The sequence below is a fragment of the Streptomyces sp. SAS_272 genome (assembly GCF_052543235.1).
Genome location: NZ_JBMNDR010000040.1, coordinates 19,702 through 46,613, shown reverse-complemented (window position 1 = coordinate 46,613; position 26,912 = coordinate 19,702). Strand labels below are relative to the sequence as shown.

Here is a 26,912-nt window from a genome sequence, read left to right as displayed (position 1 = left end):
CGAGGCGGGCCACGTGCGCGACCGCGAACCGCCGAAGGACGGACCGATGTCGGGTCATCCAGGGGTGGAGACCCGACATCGGCTTCGACCTGTCGCGGCGCAGACCGCCGGGCCGTCCCGTGCCGTCCGTCCTTCTCGGCGTCCGCGCCCACCAGGAGGCCCGCTCTCAGGCCGGCGGGTCAGCCTGCGGCGCAGGAGACGGTGGGCCAGGTCCAGTTGCCGTTGGGCTGTACGGTGACGCCGAAGGTGTTACCGCTGCCGTTGGGTTTGCCGGTCAACACCTGAGGGCTCGGGTAGGTGGCGTTGACGTTCCAGGTGGAGAGGACCTTCGCGGGCGAGGGCAGGTTCATGGTGACAGTCCAGTCGGCGGCTCCGGTGACGGACACGTCGAGGTTGTACCGGTCACTCCACTGCTGACCGGCGGAGAGGGTTGCGGTGCACCTGCTGCCGCCACCGGAGCCGCCGCCGTCGGGGGCGACGGCTCGACCGGTCTGCGGGGAGATCATGCCGGCGCACAGTCCACGTGCGGCCAGCCCCTGTGCGATCCGCGGGACCGCCGCCCGGGTGTTCGCCGGCCAGTCGTGCATGAGGATGACCTGGCCGTTGGTGAGCCGGCCGGCGGCCTGCACGATCGCGTCGGTACTCGCGCCGTTCCAGTCCTGGGAGTCGACGTCCCAGATGATCTCGGTGAGACCGTACTTGGCTTCGACCGCCCTCACCGTCGAGTTGGTCTCGCCGTAGGGCGGCCGGAACAGTTTCGGGGTTCCGCCGCCCGCGCCGGCGATGGCCTGCTGGGTCCGGGAGATCTCCGAGTCGACCTGCGCCTGGCTCTGCTGGGTCAGGTGCGGGTGGGTGTAGCTGTGGTTGCCGACCCACATCCCGGCGTCGGCCTGGGCCCGCACCAGGGACGGGTTGGCCGCGGCGTACTGGCCCTCGTTGAACATCGTGGCCCGCAGTCCGCTCTGCCTGAGGGCGTTGAGCAGGGCGGAGGTGTTGCCGGACGGGCCGTCGTCGAAGGTGAGCCCGACATACCCGTTGCAGGTCGCGGCCTGCGCCGGCGCGGCGGCCGGGACGGTGAGGGCGCCTGCGGCGGCCATGGCGACGACGACCAGTCTGACGACCAGTGCGCGTAACGAGCGGGGTGGTCTGGTGCTCATGAGAAGTGGTCCTCCAACCGGGGAGCAGGGGTGGGGACAGGCTGCGATGGCAGGAGCGGGGTCGTCGTGACGGACGGGATCAGCCTGCGGCGCAGGAGACCGTCGGCCACGTCCAGTTGCCGTTGGGCTGGACGGTGACGCCGAAGGTGTTTCCGCTGCCGTTGGGTTTGGCGGTCAGCACCTGGGCGCTCGGGTAGCTGACGCTGGTGTTCCAGGTGGAGAGGACCTTCGCGGGCGAGGGCACGTTCATGGTGACCGTCCAGTTGCTGGATCCGGTGACCGAGACGTTGAGGTTGTACCGGTCGCTCCACTGCTGGCCCGCGGACACTGTCGCGGTGCACGCGCTTCCGCCGCCGCCCCCGCCTCCCGAGCCGGTCCCGCCCACCGTGATGTTGGAGCTGCCGCTGCTCTGGTAACCCTCGGTCGCGAGGATCATGTAGTAGTTGAAACTGCCGAGCGGCATACCCGCCCGCGCCCAGGCGTCGAAGTGGTTGCCGGTGGTGATGGTGCCACCGGTCCGCTTCGACTGCCGGACGCTCCAGTACTGGTCGAAGGTCCGATTGCCCTCGACGGAGGGGGCGTTGTACCGCGTCGTCCGGTAGATGTCGTACGTGCCGCCGTCGCTGGTCACGGTGCCCTTGTATGTGCCCGTGGGCCGGTACGTGCCCCAGTTGTCGACGATGTAGTACTCCACGAGCGGATTGGACGTCCATCCGTAGAGGGCCAGGTAGGCGTTGCCGGACGGATTGAAGGTGCCCGAGTACGACACGCTTCGCCGTCCGCCGTTGCTCCAGCCCTTGCCGGCGACGAAGTTGCCGGTGTTGCGCCAGGAAGTGCCGTAGTTGCCTGCGGAGCCGAGGTTCATGGAGACCGAGCCGGGCGAGTCGGTCCAGAACGAGTAGTAGTAACCGTTGTTGGTGCCGGTCTGGTTGCTGGTGACGACGGTGTCGGCGTGGGCGGTGCCGGGCGACGTCAGTGCGGCGACGGCGACCAGGACCGTGGTGCAGACACCGCTCATGAACAGCCTGAGGCGTGCGGGTGCGTTCATGTCGCGCTTCCTCCTCGTCCTCGTGAGGTCGACGGGGGCCGACGGGCGCAGGAAGCCCCCGGATTGACCGACAGTTTTAGTATGCGCATGCCAACTGTCAATCCTTTCGGCAATGATCCCGAAACATTCGCGAGTGGAGCAGTTGCGTCAAGTGCACATAGCCGCTGGCCACAGGCTTACCGATAAGCATGGAAGGGGAAAGGCATTCGGAGACTCGAGCTTCAAGATCCCGTGCTCTTTCAGAAAATCTCGAATGTTTCGACATGCTTCCGGTCCGTATGCCGGCACCTCCGACTGGTGGATCATGGTGAATCACCCGACTCCACGGATCCGGAACAGGCGAGGTGCACCCCACATGGCCGAGCTGTACCCACCGATCGAGCCCTACGAGCACGGCGCTCTCGATGTCGGCGACGGCAACCGCCTGTACTGGGAAGCCTGCGGAAACCCCGCAGGCAAGCCCGCCCTCGTCCTGCACGGTGGGCCGGGCTCCGGCGCAGGACCGTTCTGGCGCAGGCTGTTCGACCCCGCGGCCTACCGGATCGTCCTCTTCGATCAGCGTGGATGCGGGCGGAGCACACCCGATGCCGCTGATCCTCGGACCTCGCTCGCCGCGAACACCACACCACACCTGATCGCCGACATCGAACTGCTGCGGCAGCGCCTCGGCATCGAGACGTGGCTGATCTTGGGCGGCTCCTGGGGTGCGACCCTCGCGCTGGCCTACGCCGAGCAACAGCCGTCACGCGTATCGGAGCTGGTGCTCTTCAGCGTCACCAACACCACCCGGAGCGAGGTGGAGTGGATCACCCGGCACATGGGGCGGGTCTTCCCCGAGGAATGGGCGCGTTTCCGTGACGCCGTCCCGGAGCGGGAGCGCGACGGCGACCTCGCGGAGGCGTACGCCCGGATGCTCGCCGACTCCGATCCGTCCGTACGGGAGAGGGCAGCCCGGGAGTGGTGCCGGTGGGAGGACGTGCACGTGTCCACGCGCCCCGGGTCAAAGCCCGACGCCCGTTACGAGGACCCGCACTTCCGGCTCCGCTTCGCCCGCCTCGTCACGCACTACTGGCGGCACTCGGGCTTCCTGGAGGACGGCGTGCTGCTGCGCGACGCCGGAAAACTCGCCGGCATCCCCGGCGTCATGGTCCACGGGCGCTTGGACGTCAGCAGTCCCCCGGACGTCGCGTGGCGGCTGGCCCAGGTGTGGCCGGACGCGGAGCTCGTACTGATCGGCGAGGAGGGACACGGACTGTCCGGCGGAGGCACTATGGAGGCCGTCCTGACGGCCACCGACCGCTTCCGGCGTTTGTGAAGCCCGTCGTTCGAGACCCCCGAAGCATGTGGGGCCGGGGCCGCAGGTGCCGGGACAGAGCCACGATCGGGCCTGCGGAACGCCTCGACGGCACCACGAAACGCAGACCGCAACGGCTTCACCCCTCCCCCGGCCGCCCGGCCTCAAGGTTGTCCTGCCCCCCGCGGCGGGGCAACCCTGAAGCCGGACCAGCGGCCGAGGACACCGGCTGTGCGGGTCAGAGCCTGACGGCGGCGGAGCAGTTCCCGATTCCCGTCCGGCAGATACGGACGGACCACAGCGAGCGGGCTCCCGTCACGTACTGGTCGGCGGAGGAACAGACCATGTCGCCGTACCAGCGCCAACCGGTGTCGTCCGTGTCCTTCACCTGGAAGCGGGCGCAGTGGCCGTCGGTGAGCGGGTCATGGGCGTGGAGCGACCAGTCGCCGTTCCCGACATAGGTGGCCGTACCCGCGGCGCCCGTCGTACTCATGTTGTAGGTCAACGCCTGGGCGGGACCTGCCGAGAACCCTACGAGGGCGGCGGCGGCCGACACGGCGACGACGGCCAGCCGTTTGGGCGTCGATGCCTGCGTTCTGAATGTCATATGCGTCTCCTTCACATCGCGAGCGACCACACGCACCCGCACGCTTTCGGCCGGTCGCGGCTCCGAGGTCCGGCCCACACCGGCCGGCCGACCACCGCCCGGACGAAGCCCGCCGACGGACTGGGCCCCTACGGCCACGGGGCGCCTGTGGCCGGTCAGGGGCAGGAACGCCGTTTCCCGGTCGAGGACGTGCGCGTCAGCCCACGACAGCGGCGCCGTCCGGCGCGGCGACGACGACGACCGAGCGGACCCGCCCGGAGCCGAGCCGCTGAGCGCGCCCCCTCGTGTGCATCTGCACGCACCCTCCTTGCCGGGCGGCGACCACCCGCCGCGCGACCGTCCACGTGTTTCGTGACGCCAACGCTGGACCATCGACCTTGCGAAAACCTTGCGGCACCTGCCGGACACCGTCCCGGGCCGGCGACGGCCTCACCACGAGGACGAGTGCAAGCCCGCGTCGGCGCATCATGGTCCGGACGATGCGAACCCGCACCGTGCGGACGCGCCTTCCCCCTCTCGTACCTGGAGCCCGTGTGCCCTCGCATTCCCCCGTAGCGCTGCGCCCCAAGAACGTCGCACGGGTCGCCACGGTCTTCGGCACGGCGACCGTCCTGGGAGCCGGGCTGCTGTCCTGCCAGGCCGTCACCTCGGACGGCCCGCAGTCGGACACCCGGAAGTCCGCCACGGCGAAAGTCGCCCTGCCGACCCCGAACCAGCAGTTCGACTACCAGATCGGCCACCCGTACACCCCGCCGAAGGACGTCGAGGCCGTCTCCCGGGACCGCACCGCGAAGCCCCGACGCGGCCTGTACAACATCTGTTATGTCAACGCCTTCCAAGCCCAGCCGGACGCGCTGGACTGGTGGCAGAAGAACCATTCCGACCTGCTGCTGCGTGACGGTTCCCACGCGCTCGTCGAGGACGAGGACTGGGGCGAGGCACTTCTCGACACCTCCACCGCGAGCAAGCGGACCCGGCTTGCGAAGATCGTCGGCGGCTGGATCGACGGCTGCGCCGCGAGCGGATTCCAAGCCGTCGAGCCGGACAACCTCGACTCCTACGAGCGGTCCGGCAACCGGCTCACCAAGCAGCACAACGCCGCGTTCGCCAAGCTCCTCGCCCAGCGCTCCCATGCGGCTGGGCTCGCCGTCGGCCAGAAGAACACGACCGGCCTGCTGCCCGAACGCACGGCGATCGGCTTCGACTTCGCCGTGGTGGAGGAGTGCGGTCAGTACCACGAGTGCGGGGACTACGCCGAGGCGTACGCCGACCGGGTCTACGCGATCGAGTACACCGACAGCGGCTACCGACAGGCCTGCGCGGGCTGGGGCGGCACGCTGTCGATCGTCCAGCGGGATCGGGGCGTGAGCGCGCCCGGCAGCGGCGCTTACCGCCACCGTGCCTGCTGATCACACCGACGTCGGTCCGTGCCCCGTGTGCGTGGCCGGTGAGACGGCGCACGGCGTCCAGGTCACCCCTGCTGCTCCCCGCCGAGCAGAAGTCCCGAGTCGCGGCGCCAGGCTTCGCCCTCGGGCGTCCACGCCACGCGGGTGCCGAGGCGGATCCAGCAACCGAACTCACCGGGGGACACCTCGGTGGTCTGCTCCGTCCAGACGCTGTTCAGGCAGAGCTGCAAGCCACAGTCCTTGACATATGACATGCCCCGCCAGTTGCAAGTCCAGCCGACGTTCAGGCTCAGCGGCCCGAGCACGGAGACCATCTGGTCGAGCTCTTCCTCGGTGCAGTCGTCCTCGGGCTCGACGCCGGGACCGCCGAAGGGCGGAAACGAATCCAGGGCGAGGATCACGCCCTCGGGCAGCGGCCAGAGATCGGCCAGGTCAGGTCCGAGCCGCAGGTCCGCTTTGAACCACGACTTCGGCTGCTCCGCATCGAACGTGACGGCATCGCGGCGCCGCAGTTCGTCCAGGAACGGCACGACGCCCGGCCCCAGGTCCCCGTGAATGCGGGCGACACCGAAGGAACGGAGGGCGTGTGCGTACTGCTCCGCCGTTGCGACCGGCTTCAGTTGGGGCCAGGGGTCGGAGGTCAGGTCAGCCAGGTCACGCAGGATCGCCCGCGCGCGCGCGAGTGCACTGGGGGCGTCGGAAAACGATTCGCGCACTCGGTAGAGCATCGAAGCCAAGGAGCGTGCCTTTCAGAATGGGGACGGAGGCGGACGCGTCCTCACGGTACGCATCCGCCCCTGTCCCGGATCACAGCCTGACGTCGATCAGCGGCGGCAGGCGGTTCAGTACGAGTACCCGTTCGGTGAATAGTAGGTATGTCCCTCGACATGCCCTTCGTCTTGACTGCCGAGGTCGAAGTCGCCCAGTTCGGCGCCGCTTTCGTTGTACACCTGCAGATGGAACCCGCGGAGCTTGCCGAGGCTGCTTCCCCGGGACACCCGGACGTTCTGATAGCTGCGGACCCACTGCTTGACGGCGGGAGGGTCGGCCAGGTCAGGGACCTGAATGAAGATCTCGTTGACGTCGGTGCCCCCCTTGTAGTCCTGGCGCCAACGCAACTGATGGACAGCATCGCGAAGCGTGTCCGAGAAGTGTTCGGCGTCGGCCTTGGCGAGCGTCTTCCACTCGCCGTAGCCGACGACTTCGCCCTGCTGGTCGAGATATTCGAGGTCGGGGTTCTTCGCACCCTTCACGTTCTTGATCTCGTTCTCTTCGGGCATCACGCGGGCCCGGGTGCCCTCCGGAGCACCGTCCAGCGATCGATAGGCGTTGTCCAGCGTGAGCTGCTCGGTCCTCCCGCCCTTCTTGTGTTCCTTGACCAGTGACTGGGCATCTGCATCCCGGCTCGGATCCTCGGAGGCCGAGCCGTCGGAGCCGCCCCCGTCGTCGCCGCTTCCCTCGCCGCCGTCGCCGTTCTGCACGGCGTAGGCGATGTTGGGCGCGGCGACCGCCGATGCCACCGTGGCCGTGCCGGTCACGGCGAGTGCGGAGCCCGCGAGGATCAGGGCCTCGCCCGGTCCGAGCGCTCCGATGCCGGTCGCCATGAGCGCACCGCCCAGGCCGTCCATGGCTCCGCCGAGCAGCAGCTGCCCGAAGCCGAGTGCGGCCATGGGGGCGTTGGTCCGGTCGATGACCTGCTGTGCGGTGTCCGCCAGGCTGGAGACCGCGTTGGACAGGGAGCTGAACCAGCTCTGTCCGGTGGGGTCGCTGCCGGTCACCGGGTTGTTGGCGGCGTAGTCGTAGCCCGTCAGCTGCGAGGGGTCGGTGGCCTCCAGCTGCGGGTCGCGGCTGATGAAGCGGCCGCTCTGCGTGTCGTACTCGCGCAGCCCGAGATTGATCAGGCGGGTGGCGGTGTCGGCGGTGCCGCCGACGTAGCCCTTGTCGCCGAGCCAGCCGGCCGGAGCCGCGCCGCGGGCGCCGCCGAAGGGCAGGTACTGACGCCGGGTCACGGCCTGGGTCTGGTAGTCGACGGACAGGTAGTCGGTGCCCTGCCGGTCGGGGATCAGGTACTGGATGTCGCCGGTGCTGGAGCGGGCGGCCACGGTGGTGCCGTTGACGGAGTAGTAACGGGTGCCGGTCACCGCCTTGGTGGAGGCGTTCTCCACCAGTTCCTCGTCGCCCAGGTACAGGGTGGTCTGGGTCGGGTCGGTGCGCAGGACGAGGCCGCCGTCGAGGCCGTAGAGGTAGCTGGTGGCGCCGGCCGATGTGGTGTCGGTGTCCAGGCGGTTCTGGTGGTTCCAGCCAAGGGTCTGGTCGCCGGCGGCTCCGCCCTGGATGGAGGTGGTGTTGCCGGAGGCGTCGTAGTGGTAGGACGCCGTGTTCCCGGCGGCCGCCGGGCCGGTGGCCGTGGTGCTGCCGAGTGTGTGCGGCTGGTCGGTCGCGGAGCCCGCAGCCGGGTAGTGGTAGGTCGTGGTGTTGTCGGCGGTGCTGTTTCCGCTGGTGTCGTGGTCGGTCTGCGTCTGGCGCTGGCCGTCGGCGGCGTAGGTCCAGGTCTGCCAGTAGGGGTTGGGGCCGCCGACGGTGGCGCTGCTTCCGGTGTCGGGCGTGGCGGCGCAGTCGTCGGTGGCGGTCCAGGCCGAGGTCAGGCGGGCAGCCCAGTCGTAGCCGTAACACTGGGTGTCCACGACCGAGCCGCCGCTCTGGCTGTCGGTGGTCGCCGTGAGCAGTCCGGCGCCCTTGGAGACGGCCGGGTTCCCCCAGGTGTAACCGGTGTCGTCGACGACCGTTGCGCTCGTGGAGTCGGTGGTCTTGGCGTCGGTGGGCTGGCCGGTCTGCGGGTCGTACTTCAGGGTCAGGTCGACCCAGTCGGTGGTCGGGCCCATGGAGTACTGGAGCGGGTCGCCGTACTCGTCGTAGCCGATGGCGGAGACGTACGTCCAGGCGGTGGTGCCGGTGCCGGCGACGCTGGTGGGCCGGCCGTACTGGTCGTAGCCGTAGCCGACCGTCTCGGCGGGCAGGCCGCCGCCCGCCGGGGACTGGCTGGTGGCCAGGGTTCCGGTGGTCTTGTACGTGTACGACTCCGTGTAGCCGGCGGACGGAGCGAGCGGAGCCAGATCGCTGGGCAGGTTGGCCAGGGTGGTCTTCGCGGCGGCGACCTCGCCCATGCTGGTGTAGGCGAGCACCGCGTTGGTGACCGAGGGGCTGCCGGTGCCGAGCTGGTAGGAGGTGGAGGAGGTGAGAAGCCCCTTCTTCAGGGTGTCGTACGTCCAGGAGGCGATCTGGTCGGCGGTGGACGGGGTGGCGTTTGCGGTGGTGTCGTAGACCGCCGTCCTACGGCCGTCCTTGTCGTAGCTGTAGCCGGCCCGGTCGCCGCGGGCGTCCGTGGTGGTCAGCAGCTGGCCGGCGTTGTCGTAGGTCGCCGAGGAGGCCCCTGCGTCGGGGTCGGTCGCGGCGATCTGGTCGCCCAGGAGGTCGTAGGTCCAGGTCCAGGTGTTGCCGGCCGGGTCGGTCTGGCCGGACTGGTGGCCGTCCGGGTAGTACGTGTAGTGCGTGTCGGAGTAGTCCGAGGCGTCGTCGTGGACCGGGTCGGCCTGGGAGCCCGCGTGGTACTGGTAAAGGTCGGTCTTGCGTCCCCGGGCGTCGGTGAGCGTCGTCTCGGCCACGCCGCCCTTCGGGGGCACGGTGGTGGTGAAGTCGCCGCCGAAGACCGTCGTGGTGTTCCAGGTGGCGGTGCCCAGCGCATAGGCGGTGGCCACGGTCTTGCGTCCGGCGCCGTCGTAGGTGAAGCCCGTCTCCGACGGAATGTCACCGTCCTGGGCCTGCACCAGTGTTGCGCTGGGGGCGCCGGCCGCATAGTAGGGAGAGGTGGTCTTGGCCACCCATCCGTTGGTCTCGTAGACGGTGTCGGTGACGTCCCGGCCGCCGTCCACGGTGGCGATCTGCGTCTCGCGGGGTCGGAGGAAGGCGTCGAGCAGGAGTTCACTGCTGCGGTAGCTGCCGTCGTCGTTCAGGGTCTGGGTGATGACGGAGCTCGGCTTGTCGGCGGCGAGCGTGTAGCCGTACTTGGTCGCGGCGGCGGTGATCCCGGGCCGGAACACGGCGGTGATCCGCCCCAGCGCGTCGTACTGCGCCTTGGTGACGTAACCGGCCGCGGTGGTCTGCGTCAGCATCAGCCCGCGCAGCGGGTCGTAGGTCTGGCTGAGCGTCTGGTTCAGCGGGTCGGTGGAGACGATGGAGGCGGGTGCGGCGCCCGTGGTCGGGTCGTAGCTGGTCGTGGTGGTCCGCTGGTCGGCGTCGGTGCTGGTCAGCGGTCGGCCGTAGACGTCCGTCGTGAGGGACGACATGGTCGAGTAGACCGGGGTGGACCCCGTGTACGAAGTGGCCTGCTGGGTCGAGGTGGGGTCGCCGACGGTGGGGGCGGCGCCCAGGGTGGTGGAGCCGTCGTAGAAGGCCCTCTTGTCGCTGACGGCGTCGGCGGGAAGTGCCGGTGTGGAAGAGCACTTGACGGAGACCGTCTTCGTTTCGTCCACCAGGTCGAGGATCCAGGCGGACGCGTTGTCCGCGTAGGTCGTCGTGGTGCACAGGTCGTCGCCCGCGGCGGAGACGTCTCCCTTGTCGTCGGCCTCGGTGACCCGGCCGTGGGAGTCGTGGGTGTAGTCGGTCTCGGTCTCCCGGGTGGCGCCGGACGCCAGCGGCGTGAAGACCTCGACCGCGCTGCGGCCGGTCAGGAACGCCTTCTGCGCCGGCAGCCCGCCGGACAGGGCGTGGACGGCGGTCGCGCTGCTGCTCCAGGGGGCCGTGATCGTGTCGTTGACGACCTTTGCGCTGTTCAGCCCGTTGCGGAGAATCGCCTCATAGGTCAGGCCCGCGTACTGGGCCGAGTCGGTCACCGGCGGGTCGCCCCGGGAGTCGGCGACCGTCGCCGAGCGTGTCCCGCCGCCGGACTGGGCGTCCCCGTCCATGCCCCGGAAGTAGGTGTAGTCGGTCTCGGTGGCCGGGTCGGGCGCGGTGCCCGTGGTGACCTTCATGCCTGCATAGCCGCGCCACTGGTCCCAGGTGCGCTGGGCAGTGGGGGTCAGCGGGTTGTCGTCGTGGTGCCAGGCGGGGGCGCCCACCGGGATGTAGCGGGTGACGATGCTGTCGTTGACGCCGCCGCCGGTCGGATCCTGCTGGGTGACCGTGGTGACGATGTACTTGTTGAACCAGTCCAGCATCGGGCTGGTCTGTCCGGTGGGGGTCCAGTAGCCGGGGTAGCACAGAGAGGTGTTCTGTCCGGCGTCGCCCGGGGTGCCGCTGCCGCAGGCGGGGGCCGAGTAGCCGACGCTGATGATGCCGCCGGACTCGGTGGTGATGGTGTTGAGCCGGTAGCGGGTGATCGGCGGGTAGCCGTCGGTCAGGTTCACCCGGTTCGACAGCGGGGTCCCGGAGAAGGTCACCCGGGGCATGGCGAGGGCCGACGTGGAACCGCCGGCGGAGGTGTCCTGCCCGGTGCGGGTCACGGAGTTCAGCCACAGCGAGGGTGTGGTCGCGTCTCCGGTGGCGGGGAAGGAGTAGGTCAACGCCCAGGAGTCGACATCGGTCTCCGTGGAGCCGACGAGGGCCTGGGTCTGGACGCCCGTCAGCTCGTTCTCGGTCCAGAACGTCGGGGAGTTCGACGAGCAGGCCGCGCCGCTGGCGCAGTTCAGGTCGAACGGCACGTCAGGCCAGTGGGAGGCAGTGGTACTGGTCAGCGTGGAGGTGGCGCACCCGGTGGCGGAGGTGTTGCAGCGGCCGTTGTAGGTGAAGGCGACCTGGGCGGCCGGGCTGGTGGAGTACACCGAGCCGTCGCGCTGACCGTACTGGATCTTCGTGAGCACCGCGTCGCGCACATAGGGGGTGTCGGCGGTCTTGCCGAGGTTGCGCGCGTAGTAGGCGGTGGTGGGCGTGTAGAAGGACGACATCACGTCGCCGTGGGTGTCCTTGACGTAGTCGAGCATCCAGCGGTAGCCCTGCTGGCACCAGGAGTTGGACCAGGTGGCGTTGTAGCAGGGCTGGCCCGACGCGGTGGCGTAGACGGGCTCGGTCAGCACCGAGTCGGTGGTCGCCTTCCCCGTTGCCCAGCCCGGCAGTCTGTTCAGCCCGAACGTGTACTGGGTGCCGTTCGGCGTGGTCACCCGGAAGTACTCGCCGCTCTGGGCGCCGTTGGTCGCGCCGGTCAGCCGCTCGACCCGCTCGTCGGAGTCGCCCTGGGCCCGGAAGGTCCCGGTGGTGTCGTCCTTGATCAGGGTGGTGGTGGTGCCGTTGAGCGAAAGGGTGAGCCGGTTGTCGGCGGACCAGCAGTTGTCCCAGGTCTTGGTGGTGCCGCTGGGGTTGTCGTGGCAGGAGGCGTAGGAACGCTCGATGTAGTCACTCGGCAGCGAGAAACCGTCACCGACGACCGAGGCCTGGTTGTTGGTGGACGAGGTCAGGCCGTCCACGCCCTGCGAGTCGTAGCCCAGTGCGAGGTTGGGCGTCAGTCCGCCGGGGACGCCGGGCCCGGTGATCGGGTAGGACCAGGTGAACGCGTCGGTGCTGCCACCGGCCTGCCAGGAGCTGGAGGGCTTGAGCGAGGTGGCCGCGAAGTCCCCGCCGCCGCCGCTCGGCGCGGCCGTCGCGGCCAGGACCACGCTGTCCGCGGCGAGGGCGAGCGGGGCCGAAAGAGTCTGTGCCGTGGTGCTGTTGACGGAGGCCACGGGCGTCTGGGTGCGACAGGAGGCGAGTCGTGGCGTGGTCAGGGCACAGGCGGGGAGCTGCACGAGGCGCAGCCGCGAGCCCCAGTCGGCGCCGAACGCGGCGGTGAAGTCCCGGTAGTCCAGGCCGACTCGGACCTTGCCGTGGCTGCCGCCCGGCAGCCCGGACAGCTGGAGCAGCACTCCGTCGACTCCGGCCGGCTGTCCGGTTTCCCGTGGCAGAACGCGCGCCGTGGCGTGGCCGAGGGCGAGGCCGGAGGAGGGGGCGAGCCAGACCGGGAGGCTGCCGGCTCGGAGCCGGGCACCGGATGCCGCGGGCGTCTGCGGGGCAGTGCGGCCCGATGTCTTCGGGGCCGCTCCGTTGGTCGCGGCGGCAGCGAACGCGGCGGAGCCGCTGGGCCATGTCACTTTGGGAGAGGGTGAGTCGGCCAGGCGCCGGGCGGGGCCGTAGTGGGAGCGTACGGCGCTCACCGGGACCGGCTCGACCTGGGTGAAGCCGGGTTGGTGGCGTCCGTGGGCCGGTTCGCCCGCGCCGGTGACGCCCACGATCATGGCGATCACCGACGCCAGGGCCGTCAGACCATGTCTCAGGCGGCCCTGGTGCGTCACGCGTCTGCCCGTCCGGACGCGTGAACCTGTCGTCCTTGGCAAGGACTGCTCCTTCGCACGGCGATGAAGTCGATCTTCAAGACGCAACGGAGGCTACGGGCCTGTCGAGTTGGCACGCACCGGCGAACGGGAACCTCTTGTCTGATTCTTGACAGGGACACATACCCCTCTCACCTGGTCGGTTGATCTTTGCGGGGTCCCGGACGACCGCTTGCCTTTGTCCCGGGTCGGACCTTCGATCGAGCTCGAGAGACAGGAATCCGATGCACATACCTCGCGCACGCGCGGGAAACGGCAGACCGAGAGCAACGGTGGCGGCCGCCGCCGTGCTGGCGGTCAGCGCTGCCGGACTGGCCTGGGCACCAGCGGCCGCGGCGCAGCCGGCTCCGGGCCTACAGGTCACCGGCAGAAGCGTCCCGATCGCCAAGCCCCCCGCGAGGGACGGTGGTTCGCCGGTCCTGCCGGACGGCTTCGGGCCCACCACAGCCGACGCCGACGCCATGCGGGCCGCCGCCGCGAAAGCGCACGCCACCGGCAAGCCGGTGGCGGTGTCCTCGCTGACCAGCCCGACAGTGCAGGTGGAGGCGGAGCCGGGCGGCGAATTCCGCTCGGTCTCCAACCCGCTCCCGGTGCGCACCCGGCAGGGCGGCCGCTGGGCGCCGGTGGATCTGACGCTGGTCCACCGGGCCGACGGCAGTTGGGCCCCGAAGGCCACGGCCTACGGCACTGTGTCCTTCTCCGGCGGCGGCGCCGCCCCCCTCGCGGTCACCCGTTCCGGGAGCACCTCGCTCACCCTCGTCTGGCCGACCGCCCTGCCGGCCCCGTCCGTCTCGGGCGCCACCGCGACCTACCCGTCCGTGCTTCCCGGCGTGGACCTCCAGGTCTCCGCCACCGCGGCCGGCGGCCCCAGCGAAACCCTGGTCGTCCACGACGCCGCGGCGGCACGGAACCCCGCGCTGGGCTCGCTGCGCCTGGGCGCCCGGGTGGGCGGCGGGCAGCTGGCCACCGCCGCCGACGGGGGCCTCGCCGTCACCGACGCGCATGGATCGGTGGTGGCGGACGCGCCCACACCGCTGCAGTGGGACTCCAACCGGACCCTGCCCGCCGGCCGGCAGCCCCGGGGCGCCAAGGTGGCGGCCGACGCCTCCGACGCCGCGCACCCGGGTCTTGCCGCACACGTCGGCCCGGTCCGGGCGCGCGTCGGCTCCGGTACGCTGACGCTCGTCCCCGACCGTGCGATGCTCAGCCGCGCCTCGACCGTCTTCCCCGTCTTCGTCGACCCCTCGGTCAACTGGCACCCGGTCGACTACGCCAACCCGGCCTTCGACGAGGTCAAGCAGGGCTGCCCCGGCACCTCCTTCTACGACAAGACCGGCTCCCTGGCCGACAACGGCTACCTGGGTGTCGGCTACAACGGCTGGCCCGAGGGTTCCTGCAACACCGGCGACGAGCACGCCGTCTACCAGTGGAGCTTGTCCAAGACCGTCTTCGGCGCCGTCATCCACAGCGCCGAGGTCGACGCGACCGACGTCTACTCGGCCTCCTGCTCGACCACCGCGACGGTCAACCTGCACTGGTCCAAGGGCATCGGCTCGGGCACGGACTGGAGCAACCGCCCCGGCTACAACAGCTACTCGACCTCGGCGAGCTTCGGGCCGGCGTACAACCCCACCTTCTGTTCGGGCAACGGCAGCACGACCAACGGCTTCAACGTGCTGAGCCCGATCAAGACCGCGGCGAGCGGCCACGCAAGCAGCTTCACCGCCACCCTGAGCGAGGACTCCATGGAGTCCAGCCGCAACGACCTCGGGTTCAAGCGGTTCTCGCACAACCCGACGCTGCAGATCTTCTACGACAACCCGCCGAGCGCGCCCACCGCCGCCACCATGGCCGCCGTGTCCGGCGCCGCTGACGCGGCCTGCGACACCGTCTCGCCGTACCCGTACATGGGCAAGACCATCGCCTCCACCCCGCCGGTGCTGCGCGCCAAGGTCAAGGACCCGAACGGCGACAAGCTTCAGGCCACCTTCCAGTACTGGGTCGACGGCACGACCACCAAGTACACGCTCAAGAGCGGCGACAACCTCTCCGACAACACCTACGCCACGGCCTCGCTCCCGGCGTCCTTCGTCTCCGGGCTGACCGCCGGCAAGACCGTCGACTGGAACGTCACGGTCACCGACGGCATGGCATCCACCAGCTACAGCCAGTCGCCCACCTGCCACTTCACCGCCGAGCCCAACGCTCCTGACGAGCCGGCAGTCACTTCCGAGAGCAACGTCTTCCCCGACACGGACGTCACCGACGCCGCCGTCGGCGCGGCCGCCGGCACCGCGGGCAAGTTCGACATCACCGGCTCCGGCACCACCACGACCAAGTTCGTCTACCACCTCGACGTGCCGCCGCCGACCAGCAACCCGCCGGCGAACGAGACAGTCACCGCGAGCAGCAACAAGGCGACGGTCACCGTCGCCCCGCCCTCGCCCGGCCCGCACACGCTCTACGTCTACGCCGTCGACGGGGCCGGCGACGTCTCCGGCACCTCCGCCTACCCCTTCCTGGCCGCGGGGCACGCCCACACCACCTGTGCCAGCCTGGCCGCCTGCTTCGACAACGTGGGCGTCAGCGCCGACACCGACATGGCCGCAGGCAACCTCGACGGCGCCGGACACAGCTTTTCCGCCACCGACTGGGCCAACGCGGGCTGGACCAGCGGCGGCAAGGTGACCGTCGACGGCGCCACCATGACCCTGCCCGCCTTCGGCTCCGGCCAGAAGGACAACCTGCTGGCGGCCAACCAGACCGTCGGCTACTCCGGGCACGGCAGCGCGCTGGTCTTCCTGACCTCCTCCACCTACACCGACCTGGCCTCCCCCGGCGCCATCGCCGGTGACACCACCGCCCCCTATGTGCCGGCCGGCACCAGGGTCAGCGCCACGTACTGCTTCTCCGGCGACGACGCCGACGCCTTCTGCCCGGCCACCGGCGAGATCACCTACACCGACGGCACGAGCACCAGCTACACGTTGACCGTGCCCGACTGGTCCAACACCGACAGCTCCATCGCCGCCGCGGTCTTCCCGCATGTCAACGGCACCGCCCGGACCACGGCCGACCGTCGGCTGTTCGCCTTCTCGGCGCCGGTGGACCCGACCCGCACCATCGCCTCGGTCACCCTGCCGGACCTGACGGGCGCGGCCGGACCCAGCGAGTCGACCCTGCACGTCTTCGCCCTGGGCACCCGCGACACCACCGCGGGCACCGCCGAGGCGGGCGGCGGCTACGCCGCCGCTCCGGCCGGGCAGTCCTGGACCGGTGCCTGGGCCAGTGCCACCGAGGGCAGTTACGGGCTGCCGGGCGGCGGCGCCTTCTCCGACCAGACCATGCGTCTGGCCCTGCGACCCTCGGTGTCCGGCGGCACCGTCCGCGTCAAGCTCGACAACGCACTCGGGACGAACAAGCTCTCCATCGGACACGCCACCATCGCCCTCAGCTCCACGCCGAGCGCGATCGGTTCGGTCCCGGCCGGCACCCCGACGACGCTCAAGTTCGGCGGCAGCCAGTCGGTCACCGTCCCCGTCGGCGGCATGGTCTACAGCGACCCGCTGGCCTTCACCGTCACCGCGGGCCAGTACCTGCTGGTCTCCTACCAGCTCAGCAACGCGGTTCCCTACCTGGTGCAGCACTCCTATGCCGGCGGGTCCTACGAGTACATCACCGCGAGCGGCACCGGTGACCTCACCACCAGCACCAGTGCAACGCCGTTCACCACCGACGCGGCCGCCTACGGCAACTTCACCGACCTGGTCACCGACCTGGACGTGCAGTCGGCGAGCGTGCCCACCGAGGCCGTGCTGGGCGACCACCTGGTCGATCCCTTCCAGCCCGGCACCACCCTGCCCAACTCCAACGGGTACCGGGTGGCCGACGGGCTGACCGCAGCCGAGCCCTCGACGCCCACCCCCTACGGCGTCATCGCCGAGGGCATCGAAGCCAACCAGCTCATGACCGACAACCCGGAGACGTACAACGGCGGTGCCATCGGCGGGCCTTCGGTGCTCTCCCGCCTCGACCGCGACATCCTCGACCAGCCCGGCATCTCCACCGTCATCGTGGACGTCGGCCTCGAAGACCTGCTGGCCGGGACCACCAGCGACGACCTGGACGCCAACGGCTACACGGAGCTCGTGGAGCAGCTCCAGGGCTGGGGCATCAACGTGGTGCTCACCTCGCTCACGCCCTGCGAGGGCTTCACCGGCGACGGCGCCACGCCGAACGATGCCTGCACCGGCACCACGGACAGCAACCGAACGGACGTCAACGCCTTCCTCGGCGGTATGAACCTGGGCAACCCCTGGGCCTCCCCCGCCGTCTACTTCGCCGACTTCGACGCGGCTGTCGCCGTGACGGACGCGGCCTCCGGCGAGGAGAAGCTGGCGGCGGCAGCCGACAGCGGCGACCACGTCAACCTGTCCAACCCCGCCTTCGGCGCGCTCACCACGGCGCTGCTCTCACCCGTCGACGCCTGGAACCTGGACGACGGCGACGGCATGCCCGTGGCCACCGACACCGCCGCGACCGACACGCTCAACACCCTCAACGCGGCAGGCGCCGACCCGAACCTCGGCAACAGCCCGCTCACCCTGACCGGCGGCGCGACCTGGTCCACCGACACGACCCGGGGCACCGTGCTGAGCCTGGACGGCAGCACCGGCTACGCCGTCAGCCCCGACCCTCAGGTCGTGAACAGCACCGGGAGCTTCACCCTTTCCGCGTGGGTGAAACCGAACGCCGTCGGCACCGCCAACCAGACCGTCGTCGCGGAGGAAGGAACCCGGAACAGTCCCTTCTACCTCCAGTACAACCACTCCCACACCGGCAGCCCCGGCTGGGCCCTGGGCTTCACCAGCGCCGACGGCACGAGCCCCGCGTTCTCCTACGCCTACGCGGCAGGCGCATCGGCCAACGCCTGGACGCACCTGGTCGGCGTCTACAACGCCGCGACGAGGACCGCCCAGCTGTACGTGAACGGCATTCCGGCCGGCACCGCCACCGGCGTCACCCCCTGGGCCGCCACCGGGAACCTGGTCGTCGGACGGGGTCTGTACAACGGCAGCCAGGACGACTGGCTGAACGGTTCCGTGAGCGGCGTCCAGGCGTACGACTACGCACTGACGGCCAATCAGGTCACCGCGCTGTACCAGAGCATCCCCTGAGATCCACCGGCCTGACGGACTGACAGCGCCCCGGGACGGTTCACGCATGTGGGCCGCCCCGGGACCGCCGGTCTCACAGCACACCGGTCGGTGGCCCGCCTCCCGGCGCTCGCGCAGGCGCCGCCGCTGTTCGTTCGGGCCGGCCCACCCGGACGGCGTTTCGCTCATCGGCGGTCGGGCCCCCCGTTCTAGGCTCGGACCGTGGGGCAACCCGAGCAGCGCGCCGAGGGCGCGGGACCGTTCACCACCCGGCTCACCTGGCACCTCGCCGACGGCGGCACCGCCGTCTGGGAGTCCCGGCTCGCGCGTCGGCGCGGGGTGCTCGCCGTTCGTCCCCTGCACTCCGCGGACACGCATCACATCCGCGCCGACGCTGTCTCCCGCACGCGCCTGCGGCGGCTCAACGCCATCGCCGCGGTCGCGTTCGTCCTCGGCGGCGCCCTTTTCACGGCCGGAGCAGCCGTCGCCCAGTTCGGCGCCGGCGACGCCACCGAGTGCGCCTCGATCTACTTCGCGGGTGGCCTCTTCTTCACCACCGGCGGGTACGCCTCGCTGCTCCAGGCGATCAACGCGCCCCGCCATGTCCCCGGGGGCGAGGGACACTTGGTCACCCGCCCCTGGCGGTGGTGGAGCTATGAGCCGGCCCGGGTGGACTGGCTGAGCACCTTCGTCCTCTTCTCGGGCACGCTCGTCTTCGCCGTCGACCTGCTGGACTCCTTCCTGCAGGGCCTGACCGCCCAGCAGGTCAACCGGCTGATCTGGGCGCCCGACGTGATCGGCTGCGTCCTCTTCCTGATCTCCGGCCACCTGGCCTTCGTCGAAATCTGCCACGGACGGCTCCGCGTCCGGCCGTACGACCTCGGCTGGTGGATCGTCGCCGTCAACCAGCTCGGGTCCGTCCTGTTCATGGTCTCGGCTGTCGCCGCCTACACACGCCCCGCCACCGGCAGCCTCGTCAACGCCGACATCGCCGACTGGGGCACTCTCACCGGCGCCCTGTGCTTCTCCTTCGCAGGCTTCCTCCAACTCGGCGAACACTCTTGACGCCCGATCCCCGGCCATCGTCGACCACGAGAGCACCCCGCCAAGACCAAGGAGCCACAGGCCCCTCGCTCGCCTCGCGAGCGACTCGGGCCGCCTTCTGCAGTTCGCCCGTCCGGGATATTGACGTGCTGGCGACAACGGTGGCTTGATGGGCGGTACGTGGATGTGGGAGCGCTCCCACATCCGCCCGCACCGCCGATCCCACTCCCGCCCCCATTTCGGGAAGGACATCCCGTGCGCAGCAGAAGACGTCACCCGCTCCTCGCCACGTTCCTGGCCGCCCTGCTCGTCGTCGCCGGCCTCGGCCTGGTCGGCGCCCCGTCCGCCGCCGCCGCGACCCCCGTACGGATCATGCCGCTCGGCGACTCCATCACCGGCTCCCCGGGATGCTGGCGCTCGATGCTCTGGAACCAGTTGCAGAACGCCGGCTACACCGACATCGACTTCGTCGGCACACTGAACGCCCAGAGCTGCGCCCTCACGCACGACGCCGACAACGAAGGCCACGGCGGCTTCCAGGCCACCGCCACCGCCGACCAGAACCTGCTGCCCGGATGGCTGGCGGCCACCCGACCGGACATCGTTGTCATGCATTTCGGCACCAACGACGTCTGGAGCAGCATCGCACCGGACACCGTCCTCGCCGCGTTCACCAAACTGGTCGGCCAGATGCGGGCCTCCAACCCGTCGATGAAGGTGCTGGTGGCCCAGCTCATCCCGATCAATCCGAGCAGCTGCGCCGAGTGCGCCGCCCGGACCGTGGCCTTCAACCAGCGCATCCCGGCCTGGGCCCGTGGCATCACCACCGCGCAGTCGCCGGTGACCGTCGTCGACCAGTGGACAGGCTTCGACAGCGCCACCGACACCTACGACGGCGTCCACCCCAACGCCTCCGGCGACGCCAAGATGGCGGCCCGCTGGTACCCGGCGCTGTCAGCCCTGCTCACCCCGGGCGACCCCGGGGATCCCGGCGACCCCGGGAGCGGCGGCTGCTCGGCTGCGTTCCGCGCCGTGTCGGTGTGGCAGGGCGGCTACCAGGGCGAGATCACGGTCACCAACACCTCGTCGACGGCGGCGATCTCCTCCTGGGCGGTGAACCTGACGCTCCCGGCGGGCAGCCGGCTCACTCAGGTCTGGAACGGCGCGCTGACCGGGACGACGGTGCGCAACGCCGGGTGGAACGGCACGGTGACGGCGGGGGCGAGCACCACGTTCGGCTTCCTCGCGAGCACGTCGACCGCGGCGGACACGCCATCGGCGACGACCACGTGCTCGGCGTCCTGAATCCTGCGCGACGAGACGACCGAGTCGCCCGTGGCGCCCTCGGAAGCGGACGAGACCGCCGTGGCGCCGGCGCACGCAGCGCATGCCGGCGACGGCAGCGGGCGCCGGGGCACCGCCCGGCGCCGGGCGGGCAGCAGAGCGAGGCCGGAGCCGAGGCGTCCCCGGTCCGTCATGGAGACGGGTGATCGAAAGCGGTGCCGGCACATGCCGGGGAAGGGGGATCCGAGCCCGGACACCGCTGTGCGGACACCGCTTCGCCACGTCGTCAGTAGCCGGTGCCCCGCTTGACCTGGTTGCGCTCGATCCCGTGGGCCGCACCCTTGTCGTCGAGGGTGCGGCACGCGTCGGCGATGTCCTGGCTCAGGCGGTCGACCTGCTCGCGGCTCAGCGTCTCCTTCACCAGGGCCCGCAGGATCTTCACCCGCTCGGCGTTGGGCGGGAGCGTGTACGCCGGCACCATCCATCCGCGCTCGGCCGAGAGCTGCCAGGCGATGTCGGACTCGTCGTAGGCGTTCTCGCCGGCGAGCCGGAAGGCGACCAGCGGCAGTTGCTCCAGGTCGCTCCCGATCACCTCGAAGCGGCCGCTGCTGCGCAGGTTGTCCGCCAGTGCCCGGGCGTTGTCCTGCATCATCTTCATGATGTACGTGTAACCCTGGCGCCCCAGCCGCACGAAGTTGTAGTACTGCGCGAGCACCATCGAGGCGCCGGTGGAGAAGTTGAGCGTGAACGTCGCGTCGGTCTTGCCCAGGTAGTTCTCGTAGAACACCAGGTCCTCGGCGAGGTCGGACTCCTCGCGGAAGACGAGCCAGCCGATGCCGGGGTAGACCAGGCCGTACTTGTGGCCGGACACGTTGATCGAACGGACCTGCTCGAGCCGGAAGTCCCATTTCGAGTCGGGGTAGAGGAAGGGCCACACGAACGCCCCGCTGGCGCCGTCGACGTGGATCGGGATGTCGAGGTCACGCCTGGTGCGCACGTCCCTCAGGAGCGCGTCGATCCCTACGACGTCGTCCTTGTGGCCGGTGAACGTGGTGCCGAGGACGGCGACGACGCCGATCGTGTTCTCGTCGATGCGGGGCTCCACGTCCTCCGGGCCGATCGTGTACTTGCCCTCGGCGAGCGGCACGATCCGCGGTTCGACGTCGAAATAGCGACAGAACTTCTCCCACACGACGTGGACGTCGCCCCCGAAGACCAGGTTGGGCCGGTCGGCCGACAGACCGGCTGCCTGGCGGCGCTGGCGCCACTTCCACTTCAGCGACAGCGCGCCGAGCATGATCGCCTCGGACGACCCCTGGGTCCGGCAGCCGGTCGTCCTGCCGGGCGCGTGGAAGAGATCGGCGAGCATGCGCACGCAACGCTGCTCGATGTCCGCGGAGATGGGGTACTCCGCGTGGTCGATGAAATTGCGGTGCAGGTTCTCGGCGATCAGCTGCTGTGCCTCCGGCTCCATCCACGTGGTGACGAACGTCGCGAGGTTGCGCTGCGGGTCGCCCTCCATGGCGAGATCCACGTCCACGAGCCGCATCGCGTCGGTCGCGGTCATGCCCTGCTCGGGGAAGGTCTGCGAAGGAGCGGGCATGGTCAGGAACCGGTTGCCGAAAAGAACCGAATCGTCGCTGTTGGCCATACGACGATTCAAACAGCGTCGGGCCCTGCCGCGGGCGAGGGACACACGGAACACGCCCCCGCTCACCGGCCGGGGTCACGCGGGCGCCCCCGCCGGCCGCCCGGTCGTCGTACCGTCCGTCGCCGGGCCCGAGACCCGACCGCACGAGCGGGCCGAGGATGTCGTCTTGGCTCGCGACCATCACCGGGTCTGAGATACTTGCCGGTGGACTTGGTGCAGTCGCCGTCCACGCCCGCGAACAGCATCTTCACGTGCGCCCCGCGTCGGCGACGTAGGAGACGGTGGCGGCGACTCCGACCCGGGACGGGATGTCCGGCGTGGTCCGGCCGCCCCCGCACCCCTTGACCCACCCGCGCGTCAACCGGCGCGCGGCCAGATCGTCCGTCACGCCCGGTCGGCCGGGTCGGTGCGGCCCGGGGCGAGCGTGCAGGCCGTGGCCACCTCGTCCAGGCTGCCCGGGCAGAGTCCGCCCGCCTCCTCTCCGCACCCCCTGCACCGTCCGGCCGCGTGTCCCTGGGCCCCGCTTCAGCGGTGCTCGGGGTTGTCAGCGCCCGCGTGGCAATCCGCGTCCCACTGCGAACGCTGGTTGCCCTGCGCGGGGATGCCCCCGGCGCGTTTGAGCAGGGCCGCCATGTGCATGAGGTTCCAGGTCATGAAGGAGGTGTTGCGGTTGGTGAAGTCGTTCTCGGGGCCGCCCGAGCCGGGGTCGAGGTACGACGGGCCGGGGCCGGCCGCGCCGATCCAGCCGGCGTCCGCCTGGGGCGGGATCGTGTAGCCGAGGTGCTGCAGGCTGTAGAGGACGTTCATCGCGCAGTGTTTGACGCCGTCTTCGTTGCCTGTGATCAGGCACCCGCCGACCCGGCCGTAGTAGGCGTACTGGCCTTGGGAGTTGAGCAGCGAGGAACAGGCGTAGAGGCGCTCGACGACCTTCTTGGTCACCGAACTGTTGTCGCCCAGCCAGATCGGTCCGGCCAGGACCAGGATGTCGGCGGCCATCACTCTCGCGTAGAGGGCCGGCCACTCGTCGGAGGCGAAGCCGTGCTCGGTCATGTCGGGGTACACGCCGGTGGCGATGTCGTGGTCGACGGCCCTGATCTCGTCCGTCGCCACTCCCTGCGCCTCCATGATCGCGCGGCTCCGGTCGACCAACCCTTGTGTGTGACTGAGCTGAGGAGACGGCTTGAGGGTGCAGTTGACGTACAGCGCGCTGAGGTCGTCGAATCGGTGAGGAAGGGGTGTGTCCATGGCGGGCAGCGTCTCGCGTGTACGAGGTTTTGTCCTGGTTCGACGCGCCCACGAGGCCTTACGAAGCGGTGACGTGTCCGGCGGATCCAGGGACTCCCGGTACGCCTGCAGCCCCGGCGCCGGGCGTGCGCTGCACTCACCCTACGGCCGGCACCGGGCTTCCGGGCCCGACCGGGCGCGAGGCGCCTTCCGGCCGATCGACCAGGGCGGACGTGCCAGGCGTCGCCGGGCTGGGGGCGCACCTTCCGGGGGGAGGGACGTTCGAAACACGCCCGATGCACTGACCCGCAGCGATACGCCGGATCAAACCCGTTCGGCCCCTGGTCGGGGCCGAACGGCCCATGCGGAGGCGTCGGGACGGGCGGACAGTGGAATCGAAAGGCGTACGCGATATCAGCCGACAAGACCATGCGGCGCCGGGTGATGAGCGGCCTCATGACCACGCCGGTCGTCCGGACGCCGGCTTCCGGGAGATCGCCGAACGGCTCGCCGACTGCGGCATCGCACCATGCCGGCCCCGCCGCATGAGCAGCGTTGGGAGCTGATCGCCATGACCTCGACAGCGGCACGCCGGACCGTCCCCTCCGGGTCATCGCACAGCGTCGTGCACGGTTGCCCCGTCGGCCGTGGCCGGTGAGCAGACCCCGGTGATCCCGCACCCCGGTGATCCCGCACCGCGGGGACGCCGCCTTGCTCGACTGCGCGCGCCGATACCCAGTGGAACAGTGGAAGGGACGGGAACGGTGGATGAGACAGGAATCGACTCTTCGCGAACGACCGGTCGTCCCCGGAGGGAGGCGGGTCCGACGGCTGTCCGCACACTCGACGCGACGACCGTGACGGCCCTGCTCGAAGACGCCACAGCCGCCTCCTCGATGCACAACGCCCAGCCGTGGAAATTCCGCTTCCTGCACGGCGCCGGCACGCTCCATGTGCACTCGGACCTCGACCGCGCCATGCCGCGCGCCGACCCCGGCAACCGCGGTCTTCACCTGGGCTGCGCCGCAGCCCTCCACCGGGCGCCGTGGTGTCCCGGGGCCCGAGGGACCAAGGTTGCGTCGCGCCTTGATGCGCGCGGCCTGCGCCACGGCGTCGTCGGCGCGCACAGCGACGGCCGGTGCGGTCACCGGCTGCATGGCCTGGGCAGGCCCATGGCCTGGGCAGGCCACCGCAGCGGCCTGGTGAGGCCGTGGCGGTGACTCGACCGCGCGTCCGGGTCCGTTCGCCGTCCCGGAAGTCCCGGAAGTCCCGGAAGACCCGGAACACTCCTTGGGCAGCAGGTCGGCCTCGGACACCGGGCCGGTGACCGGCAGACCCGGAAGATCCGGAAGACCCGGAGCACCTCTTGGGCAGCAGGTCGGCCTCGGACGCCGCGCCGGTGACACGGAGGCCGCCGTCCGGTACGGGGAGGGCGCTGACCTTCCAGCGGCGCATGGTCTTCGCGATGTCCTGGAAGGCCGTGCCCGCGCGGAGGGCGGCCGCACTCCGGGTCATCACGTCGCTCACGAGGCAGAGCGTGCCGGGCATGGCGTTCTCCAGGCGCTCGGATGCCGTCCCGCGTACTGTCTCCGGCCTCGGCTGCGTGCCCGGGCGGCCCTGATCGCGGGCCGATGGGGCTCTGCTCACCGTGTGACGACCGGTATCCGGCCGACGGGTACCCGCGTGCGCCCGAGTCCTACCGCCTGCGCGCCGGCACTCGCCACACCAGCGTGGTGCCGCCGCCCTCGGGTTCCGTCAACTCCAGCCGGCCGCCCACTTGCCCGGCCCGTTCCGCCATGTTGCGCAGCCCGCTGCGGCGACCGTCGGCCGGGATGCCCACGCCGTTGTCGGTGACCGACAGGCGTACCTCCCGGCCGTCCGTGGCCAGGACCACCTCGGTGCGGTCGGCCCGGGCGTGCCGGGCGATGTTGGTCAGGGCCTCGGAGAGCACCGCCACCACGTGGTCGGCGATCTCCCTGGGCACGTCGGTGTCCAGCAGGCCTTCCATCCTCACACTCGGCGCGAAGCCCAGCACCGGCGCCGCCTCTCCGACCACTCGTACGGCCCGGGCCCGCAGACCCGCCTCGCCCGTGCCGTCACGGGTGCGCAGGCCGAAGATCGTCGACCTGATGATCTTGATGGTCTCGTCGAGGTCGTCCACCGCGCGCGCAACGCGCTCGGAGGCTTCCGCGTGCTCGATGAAGCGGCCCGCGCTCTGCAAGGTCATCCCGGTGGCGAACAGTCGCTGGATCGCCAGGTCGTGCAGGTCGCGGGCGATCCTGTCACGGTCCTCGAGCACGGCGATCTGCTCGGCGTCCTGGCGGCGCTCCGCGAGTTCCATGGCGACGGCGGCCTGCGCGGCGAAGGCTTGCAGGGTCTCGGTCTCCGTCGCCGCGAACGACGGCCCGCCGACTTCGCGCGCCAGCAGCACCACGCCTCGCGGACCCAGCTCGCCGGTGCCGATGGGCACGGCCACGGCGGGGCCGAGACCGCCGAAGCGCGGCGGCTCCAGGGAGATCCGTTCGTCGTGGCCGACATCCTCGCTGGTGACCGGAGCCGCGGCGGAGAAGGCCAGGCCCATCAGGCTCCGGTCCATGGAGAGGACGAGCCCGTGGTGCGCCTCGGCGTCCATTCCGACGGCGATCTCCACGGCGAGCGATTTGGTGTCCTGCATGGGCAGCGCGACCGCCGCCAGCGCCGATCCGGTGATCTCGCCTGCCCGCTCGGCGATCAGGCCGAGGACCTCGCTGCGCGCGCCGCCGGACATCAGGCGGTGGGTGATCTCCGCGTTCGCCTGAAGCCAGCGCTCCCGCTGCCGGGACTCGGCATACAGCCGCGCGTTGTCGATCGCGACCCCGGCCGCCACGGCCAGGGTGAGGGTGACCGAGATGTCGTCCTCGTCGAACTGGGCGCCGCCCCGTTTCTCGGTCAGGTACAGGTTGCCGAAGACCTGGTCCCGCACCCGGATCGGGACGCCGAGGAAAGTGTTCATCGGCGGGTGATGGGCCGGGAAGCCGTACGACGCCGCATGCTCGGAGATCTTCGTCAGGCGGAGCGGCTCCGGGTGCCGGATCAGCTCGCCCAGGATGCCGTGGCCTTCCGGGTACGGGCCGATCTCGGCGATCTGCTCCTCGCTCACCCCGACGGTGTGGAAGGCGGACAGGCGCCTCCCGTCCGGACCGATCACGCCGAGCGCCGCGTACTCCGCGTCGACCAGCACCGCCGCGGCCTCCACGATGCTGCGCAGCGCCTGCTCCAGATCCAGTTCCCGGCCGACCGAGAGCACCGCTTCGAGCAGGCTGTGCACCCGGTCCCGGGTGCCGCGGGCCGCGTCCAGCCGGGCCTGCAGCTCCTCCAGCAGCTCGTCCAGCCGCAGCTGTGGCAGCCGTACCCGGGCCTCCTCGGGGCTTCCCACCGGTGCTCCTCCAGGTCGCACGGACACCCGCCGGTCCGATCATGTGCCACGGTAGTGCTCGGCCGCATGCCGCGGTAGCGGATCGGGGCGGGGCGGGTTGCCCGGGTTCCCCACCTGGGCCGATCGACCCCCTGGCGGGGACCGGCAGCACCTCCTCGGACCGGTCCGCTCCCGGCGGAGGAACCCCCTCTCTCCGGCGAACGGCACGTAGGCGTGCGGCGCTGCTCCCCCACGTGGACGACCCGGAGGGGACGACCCGGAGGGGAATCCC

15 protein-coding genes are annotated in these 26,912 nt (G+C 70.5%); 6 read left to right on the top strand and 9 right to left on the bottom strand.

Going from position 1 to position 26,912, the window contains the following annotated elements; all coding sequences use genetic code 11:
• Positions 1 to 179: 179 nt before the first annotated feature.
• Together ACN6LD_RS22665 and ACN6LD_RS22660 are read right to left on the bottom strand one after the other, a co-directional pair.
• Positions 180 to 1,157 (bottom strand): polysaccharide deacetylase family protein, encoded by a 978-nt coding sequence (locus tag ACN6LD_RS22665; protein WP_445044116.1) that lies wholly within the window; start codon positions 1,155 to 1,157, stop codon positions 180 to 182.
• A 79-nt stretch (positions 1,158 to 1,236) separates the two neighbouring features.
• A complete protein-coding gene (locus ACN6LD_RS22660; protein ID WP_319186866.1) occupies positions 1,237 to 2,205 on the bottom strand; it encodes a glycoside hydrolase family 11 protein in 969 nt (322 codons plus the stop codon).
• A 355-nt stretch (positions 2,206 to 2,560) separates the two neighbouring features.
• Between ACN6LD_RS22660 and pip the strand changes: the two genes are divergently transcribed.
• Positions 2,561 to 3,520 carry a prolyl aminopeptidase gene (pip, locus tag ACN6LD_RS22655; protein WP_445044115.1) on the top strand — a complete coding sequence of 320 codons (960 nt, stop codon included), beginning with the start codon at positions 2,561 to 2,563 and terminating at the stop codon, positions 3,518 to 3,520.
• 217 nt (positions 3,521 to 3,737) lie between these two features.
• Here the strand turns inward: pip and ACN6LD_RS22650 are convergent, their stop codons facing one another.
• Positions 3,738 to 4,106: a hypothetical protein gene (locus ACN6LD_RS22650; RefSeq protein ID WP_319186864.1), complete on the bottom strand. Its 369-nt coding sequence runs from the start codon at positions 4,104 to 4,106 to the stop codon at positions 3,738 to 3,740.
• A 533-nt stretch (positions 4,107 to 4,639) separates the two neighbouring features.
• Here ACN6LD_RS22650 and ACN6LD_RS22645 point away from each other — a divergent pair.
• Positions 4,640 to 5,515, top strand: a complete 876-nt coding sequence (locus tag ACN6LD_RS22645) for an endo alpha-1,4 polygalactosaminidase (RefSeq protein WP_445044114.1) — start codon at positions 4,640 to 4,642, stop codon at positions 5,513 to 5,515.
• 62 nt (positions 5,516 to 5,577) lie between these two features.
• Here the strand turns inward: ACN6LD_RS22645 and ACN6LD_RS22640 are convergent, their stop codons facing one another.
• Together ACN6LD_RS22640 and ACN6LD_RS22635 are read right to left on the bottom strand one after the other, a co-directional pair.
• A complete protein-coding gene (locus ACN6LD_RS22640) occupies positions 5,578 to 6,240 on the bottom strand; it encodes a hypothetical protein (protein WP_445044134.1) in 663 nt (220 codons plus the stop codon).
• Between the two features lie 114 nt (positions 6,241 to 6,354).
• On the bottom strand, positions 6,355 to 12,828 hold the full coding sequence (locus ACN6LD_RS22635) for an RHS repeat domain-containing protein (protein WP_445044113.1): 6,474 nt from the start codon (positions 12,826 to 12,828) through the stop codon (positions 6,355 to 6,357).
• A gap of 263 nt (positions 12,829 to 13,091) precedes the next feature.
• Between ACN6LD_RS22635 and ACN6LD_RS22630 the strand changes: the two genes are divergently transcribed.
• The 3 genes from ACN6LD_RS22630 (at position 13,092) to ACN6LD_RS22620 (ending at position 20,372) form a co-directional block, all read left to right on the top strand.
• Complete coding sequence (locus tag ACN6LD_RS22630) at positions 13,092 to 18,044, top strand: LamG-like jellyroll fold domain-containing protein (protein ID WP_445044112.1); 4,953 nt, start codon at positions 13,092 to 13,094, stop codon at positions 18,042 to 18,044.
• A 201-nt stretch (positions 18,045 to 18,245) separates the two neighbouring features.
• The gene (locus ACN6LD_RS22625) at positions 18,246 to 19,088 is read left to right on the top strand and encodes a hypothetical protein (protein WP_319186860.1); all 843 of its coding nucleotides are present in this window, start codon (positions 18,246 to 18,248) and stop codon (positions 19,086 to 19,088) included.
• 234 nt (positions 19,089 to 19,322) lie between these two features.
• The gene (locus tag ACN6LD_RS22620) at positions 19,323 to 20,372 is read left to right on the top strand and encodes a GDSL-type esterase/lipase family protein (RefSeq protein ID WP_445044111.1); all 1,050 of its coding nucleotides are present in this window, start codon (positions 19,323 to 19,325) and stop codon (positions 20,370 to 20,372) included.
• A 265-nt stretch (positions 20,373 to 20,637) separates the two neighbouring features.
• On the opposite strand, the gene ACN6LD_RS22615 is transcribed toward ACN6LD_RS22620, so the two are convergent.
• From ACN6LD_RS22615 to ACN6LD_RS22605, 3 genes are all read right to left on the bottom strand, one after another.
• A complete protein-coding gene (locus ACN6LD_RS22615; RefSeq protein WP_319186858.1) occupies positions 20,638 to 22,002 on the bottom strand; it encodes a glutamate decarboxylase in 1,365 nt (454 codons plus the stop codon).
• Positions 22,003 to 22,249: 247 nt separating this feature from the next.
• Positions 22,250 to 22,390, bottom strand: coding sequence for a hypothetical protein (locus ACN6LD_RS22610; protein ID WP_319186857.1), 141 nt, complete (start codon positions 22,388 to 22,390; stop codon positions 22,250 to 22,252).
• A 137-nt stretch (positions 22,391 to 22,527) separates the two neighbouring features.
• Positions 22,528 to 23,247, bottom strand: a complete 720-nt coding sequence (locus ACN6LD_RS22605; protein ID WP_319186856.1) for a flavodoxin family protein — start codon at positions 23,245 to 23,247, stop codon at positions 22,528 to 22,530.
• Between the two features lie 836 nt (positions 23,248 to 24,083).
• Between ACN6LD_RS22605 and ACN6LD_RS22600 the strand changes: the two genes are divergently transcribed.
• Positions 24,084 to 24,446 (top strand): hypothetical protein, encoded by a 363-nt coding sequence (locus tag ACN6LD_RS22600; RefSeq protein ID WP_319186855.1) that lies wholly within the window; start codon positions 24,084 to 24,086, stop codon positions 24,444 to 24,446.
• Positions 24,447 to 24,922: 476 nt separating this feature from the next.
• Here the strand turns inward: ACN6LD_RS22600 and ACN6LD_RS22595 are convergent, their stop codons facing one another.
• Complete coding sequence (locus ACN6LD_RS22595) at positions 24,923 to 26,641, bottom strand: GAF domain-containing sensor histidine kinase (protein WP_319186854.1); 1,719 nt, start codon at positions 26,639 to 26,641, stop codon at positions 24,923 to 24,925.
• Positions 26,642 to 26,912: the final 271 nt, after the last annotated feature.

Bases quoted from the DNA above. Each gene is read 5' to 3' on its own strand.
- ACN6LD_RS22665 (WP_445044116.1), bottom strand. From the start codon at position 1,157: ATGAGCACCAGACCACCCCGCTCGTTACGCGCACTGGTCGTCAGACTG.
- ACN6LD_RS22660 (WP_319186866.1), bottom strand. From the start codon at position 2,205: ATGAACGCACCCGCACGCCTCAGGCTGTTCATGAGCGGTGTCTGCACC.
- pip (WP_445044115.1), top strand. From the start codon at position 2,561: ATGGCCGAGCTGTACCCACCGATCGAGCCCTACGAGCACGGCGCTCTC.
- ACN6LD_RS22650 (WP_319186864.1), bottom strand. From the start codon at position 4,106: ATGACATTCAGAACGCAGGCATCGACGCCCAAACGGCTGGCCGTCGTC.
- ACN6LD_RS22640 (WP_445044134.1), bottom strand. From the start codon at position 6,240: ATGCTCTACCGAGTGCGCGAATCGTTTTCCGACGCCCCCAGTGCACTC.
- ACN6LD_RS22630 (WP_445044112.1), top strand. From the start codon at position 13,092: ATGCACATACCTCGCGCACGCGCGGGAAACGGCAGACCGAGAGCAACG.
- ACN6LD_RS22615 (WP_319186858.1), bottom strand. From the start codon at position 22,002: ATGGCCAACAGCGACGATTCGGTTCTTTTCGGCAACCGGTTCCTGACC.
- ACN6LD_RS22605 (WP_319186856.1), bottom strand. From the start codon at position 23,247: ATGGACACACCCCTTCCTCACCGATTCGACGACCTCAGCGCGCTGTAC.